This is a genomic window from Enterococcus ratti (assembly GCF_001886195.1).
Taxonomy (GTDB): domain Bacteria; phylum Bacillota; class Bacilli; order Lactobacillales; family Enterococcaceae; genus Enterococcus_B; species Enterococcus_B ratti.
Genome location: NZ_JXLB01000039.1, coordinates 1 through 5,045, shown reverse-complemented (window position 1 = coordinate 5,045; position 5,045 = coordinate 1). Strand labels below are relative to the sequence as shown.

At 33.4% G+C, this 5,045-nt stretch carries 4 protein-coding genes and 1 pseudogene; all 5 read left to right on the top strand.

The features are described 5' to 3' along the window. Positions 1–21 precede the first annotated feature (21 nt). The gene (locus RV14_RS11415; protein ID WP_071856367.1) at positions 22–741 is read left to right on the top strand and encodes a hypothetical protein; all 720 of its coding nucleotides are present in this window, start codon (positions 22–24) and stop codon (positions 739–741) included. A 78-nt stretch (positions 742–819) separates the two neighbouring features. Then, positions 820–1,047, top strand: a complete 228-nt coding sequence (gene mazE / locus RV14_RS11410; RefSeq protein ID WP_071856366.1) for a type II toxin-antitoxin system PemI/MazE family antitoxin — start codon at positions 820–822, stop codon at positions 1,045–1,047. Then, on the top strand, positions 1,040–1,378 hold the full coding sequence (locus RV14_RS11405; protein ID WP_071856365.1) for a type II toxin-antitoxin system PemK/MazF family toxin: 339 nt from the start codon (positions 1,040–1,042) through the stop codon (positions 1,376–1,378). The genes mazE and RV14_RS11405 overlap by 8 nt, the downstream gene beginning before the upstream one ends. A 697-nt stretch (positions 1,379–2,075) precedes the next feature. Continuing rightward, complete coding sequence (locus RV14_RS13100; RefSeq protein WP_071856364.1) at positions 2,076–2,417, top strand: TnpV protein; 342 nt, start codon at positions 2,076–2,078, stop codon at positions 2,415–2,417. Between the two features lie 692 nt (positions 2,418–3,109). Then, a pseudogene (locus RV14_RS13095) lies at positions 3,110–5,045 on the top strand (Eco57I restriction-modification methylase domain-containing protein); the annotation flags it as partial.

The window sequence follows — 5,045 nt, the reverse complement described above, 5'->3', positions numbered from 1 at the left end:
TAATTAATGAAATAGAGATAGTTGAAACGACTATCTCTATTTTTATTCAAACGTGCGATGTATATTCGAGAAAAAGATGGAGATATCTTTTTTGAACCTGTATCTGTATTTACTCATGAAAAGTTACAACAAAGAAGAGTATTTCATAGCGGAGAAAAGCCTGACATTCAGTCACTAAATTTTTCCAGTTCAGAAGATAAGCAATTTTTTTCAGATGATGAAGAGAAACAATATTCTTCAGATTCAAAAGATAAACAATCTGTTTCGTATAAGAAAGATAAACAAAAAATAAATAGTAACTTAGATGCTTTTTCAAGAGGAAATCAGCGCCGAATTTTAGAACAATATTCTGAAGCAACTCTGGTATATGGTTCACAGCAATGGAGATTGAAAAATCGCAAAGTAAAAGAAGATGAACTTTCAAATGGTATACGAATTGTTGCGCCACGAAGAGATGAAATGGGTTATATAGAATTTATAGAAATTTTGGTTTATGACATTAGCCAAACAGAAGAATTGCCACTTCATGAGAGAAATAAAAATGATGAGATTGAATCTAAGCGACCTAAATCTAAAGTTCAAACTAGAATAGGATACAACGGATATCAACCAAAGAACCAAGAGTATGAATTAAAAAAGATAATGAATCAGCTAAGAAAAAGTTGCGACCGGAGTCTTCAACATTATTTGAATCAACGAGCATATGAAGAAATGGAATATGCAATTGAGCATAACCTTTAATTGTGTAAGCACAGATAAAATACGTTGTAAAATCTAATTTTACGTGGTAAAATATTTGGCGAACAGGGGGAATGCAGAATGATTCATGTAACAGCTAGAAAAGTTGGTAATTCAATCTCTATTTCAATTCCTAAACAATATCAAGTTGAAGCAGGAACAGAGTATGTCACCTATAAATCAAAAAATGGTGGATTGATTTTTACACCAAAAATTAAAAATCCATTTTTATCAGATGAATCTTTTCAAAAAGCAGAAGATGAGGAATGGCAATTTTTAGCTCAGGAGGAGATAGAAAAGGATGTATGAACCGCAACAAGGTGACCTTATATGGTTGAATTTCACGCCGTCTTTTGGAAGAGAGATGAGTGGGAAACACCCAGCCCTGGTTGTTTCTTCCAATGCGTATAATCGTAAAACGAATTATATTATTGTGTGTCCAATTACTTCAGGAGGAAATAATTTTTCTGGTTATATTCCATTGCATGGATACAAAATACATGGAAGAATCAATGCGACACAGATTCATAGTTTTGATACTGAACGAATTGTGAGTAAAGAGTTTATTGATCGATTAAGAGGTGAAGACTTTTTATTAGTGAAACAAATCTTAGATTATTCATTAGAAATTGATTTTTGATAAAAACTGAATAGAAAAGGGTACGCCTTTTCTAAGGAGGGGCGTATCCGCTCCTCCTTCTTTTATCTTTATGGGAGGGAAACTATGAATTATCAAAAGTACAAAGAATTAGGAAACTTATTCAAGGAGACATTCCAAACGGTTGTTTCTGATAAGAACAATTTATTTGATTTTTTTAATCAGGTTCAGATGTTTCATAAATACGATATTTATGAGCAAATATTTATTTACGGACAGAAGTCGAATGCTACCCATATCGCTGATTTTGATACGTGGAAAAAATTAGGACGATTTGTTAAAAAAGGCGAAAAATCCATTGCTGTTCTTAGTCAGTCAACAGGGAAAATAAATGTAAAACATTATTTTGATTTTTCTCAAACAGATGGAATAGAACTTCATTTTCCTGACTATACGTTAGAAACAGATGACTGGAATCTTTTAGTTAGCCAAGAAATAGAAGATTTAATTGATGAAACAGTTGATTTTACTGAAGAACCAGATATTCGTAGACTATCTATAGAAATTGGTTTATTTTTGGCAAAAAATAAGAGTATTGGTTCTGAAATAATTGATATAACCGAACAAGAATTCACTATGTTACAAAGTTTGCCTAACTTTTTTAAAGTAATGGGTTATGCAAATGAAGTAAACCGACTAATTAGTAAAGAAATTTTAGTTTATAAAAGAGAGAGGATGAATGAACATGAGTCTAAAATATTACGAGAACGAGACAGGACAATTGATACCAGAAGTCGAGTATCCAAATTGTCCACTGGGGAGATTCGGGAAAATAGCCGTAGCCAAATTACAGGAAGAGAATCCAGTGGAGTACCAAATCAAACTAGTCGAGGGCGATCTGATGAAGTGGGGACACGAAATCAACAAAAAAGTGTGGAACAGAGTAAGCGAATTGATGGAAGCATTGGAAGAAGCCAATCCACTGACACCAGCTCAACAAGCGAATTTCGAGGAAGCGTCGAAGATACGAATGCAATTTCGGGAACAAGCAATCGAACTCGCAATGAGCGAGATTCTATAGATGGAAAATTCAATTCAGATATAAAAGACTTTGAAGAAAAACAATCTTCGGAGTCTTTTTTTGTTGAGAAAAATTCTGATTACAAAGAAATTACTCCAGATTTTACGAAAGAAAAATCAGCTAAAGAAGAGCTAAGTCAAGCGGATACTGAAATAGAGGAATTAACGCTATTTGATTTAGAAGAGATAGAAACAGAAGAAAAACCTGTTGTAACTGAAGGATATGGAACTGAAGTCGCATTTATTCCGAAAATAGAATCTAAAAAAGAGATAATCAATCATGGTGAAACAATATTTGAACAAATTTATCGGAATAAAACAAACGGTTTTTCTTTTGAAAATATAGATGTTGCTCAATTTTATCCTAGTAAAGCAAGAGAAAAAATCAAAGCTAATCTTGAAGCGATTCGGTTATCGAAAGAAATTAGTCAGACACCTGGACGAATCGCTACTGACAAAGAACGAGAAGTTCTTGCAAAATATGTCGGTTGGGGTGGTTTGGCAGCGATTTTTGATGAACGAGATGACCAATATTTAAGTGAACGAAATCAATTAAAAGTATTGTTGTCTGCAGAAGATTACCGATCAGCTAGAGAAAGCGTGTTAACGGCTTATTATACTGATCCACGTATTATCCAAGCCATTTACCAAAAAATTGAATCAATGGGCTTTAAAGGAGGTACAATTTTAGATCCTTCGACAGGAACAGGGAATTTCTTTTCTGCTATGCCAAAAACAATAAGAGAAAATTCTACGCTTTATGGAGTGGAATTAGATCCAATCACTGGCAAGATTGCGCAACAATTACACCCTGATGCCAACATTGAGATTACAGGGTTTGAAAAGACTCCGTTAAATAAGAATAAATTCGACTTAGTGATTAGTAATATTCCTTTTGATAATTTCAAAATTGAAGATACTAACTATTCTAGAAAATATTCGATTCACGATTACTTTATCAAAAAAGCCCTTGATAGCGTAAAAGAAGGTGGAATTGTAGCGGTTATTACGTCGATGTCGACAATGGATAAATCAGATTCTTCTATTAGACGTGAATATGCCGAAAAAGCTGATTTATTAGGTGCGGTTCGCTTACCAAGCAATGCCTTTAAGAAAATTGCAGGAACAGATGTGGTGACAGATATTCTTTTCTTCCAGAAGAACTCCGAGCGAGAATTAAAGTATTCTCCAAGTTGGGTCTTTGATGGCACAGATCCAGAAATACCAGAAGTGATAATGAATAATTACTTTATTCGTCACAAAGAGATGGTCTTAGGTGATTTAGCTATCAAGAATTTCAGGGGTCAAACGTTAACTGTCAAACCACGTGAAGGAAATTTAATTGATCATTTAAATCAAGCTTTCTTGAATTTTGATGGTCAATTAACTATTTCAACGGAAACAGAAATGATTGATTTAGTTTCTGTAGAAAAAGAAGGGTTAGAGAAAGAAATTCCAATGTTCAATTATGGAGTCATTGATGACGAAATTTTCTTCAATGATGCAGGAGAATTAGAAAAATATACGGGTTCTAAAAAGTCCATAGAACAAATGAAACGATTGATTGAAATTAAAGAAGCTTTGCTTTCTGTCATTGAGTTACAACGAAATACAGAATATATACAGGAAGAATTACAAGCTTCTTTAAATCAGCTTAATGCTTGTTATGATGAATTTGTGGCTACCTATGATTCGATCAATAAAACAGGTAAAATATTTGATCGTGATGAATATTATCCGTTGTTAAAGTCAATCGAAGAAGTTCAGGAAGACGGTACAGTTCGAAAGGGAGATATCTTCTTTCAAGCAACGATTCGAAAAATAGAAGAAATTACTCAAGTGGAGACAGCCCAAGAAGCTTTACAATTATCAATCAATCGTCAAATGAAAGTGGATCTTGATTATATGGTCTCTATTTATCCAAAAGATAAAGAAATAATCATTGACGAATTAGAGGATTCAATTTTTATCAATCCCACGAAGTATCAAGGAGATATTTATGGTGATGTTTGGGAAACACGTGAAGAATATCTCAGTGGAGATGTGAAACAGAAATTAGCAGAAGCAAAATTGGCGATTGAATCGTATCCAGAAATTTTTCAAAAAAATGTTTCAGCATTGGAACAATCACAGCCCACACCATTAAAAGCTGGAGATATTGACTATTCATTAGGAGCTACATGGATTCCAACTGAAATTTATCAATCGTTTATGTATGAATTATTTGAAACACCTCAATACATGCAGAGAAGCGGGATTATTCAACTAGAGTATGATTTCTATGCTTCTAAATATTTGCGCTTTTATCCTGCCAAAAAAGTATTGATCACCACAAAAAAAGATTTTGAGAAAAGTAAACGCAAAGAGTTTGTTTCTCGAATTGCCGTAGGAAAATACGATGCAGTCATTATCGGTCATAGTCAATTTGAAAAAATCACGCTTTCTCCAGAGCGACAAAAGAAAATGTTGCAAGAAGAAATTGATCGAGTTTCTGAAGCAGTGGCGGAATATCAAATGAATAATGAAGAAGAATCTTGGTCAATCAAACAGATGATTTCTTTTGAAAAACGATTAAACGAAAAACTTGAGAAATTAAATAAACAACTTATTCGATCCCCATTTTCGAGTC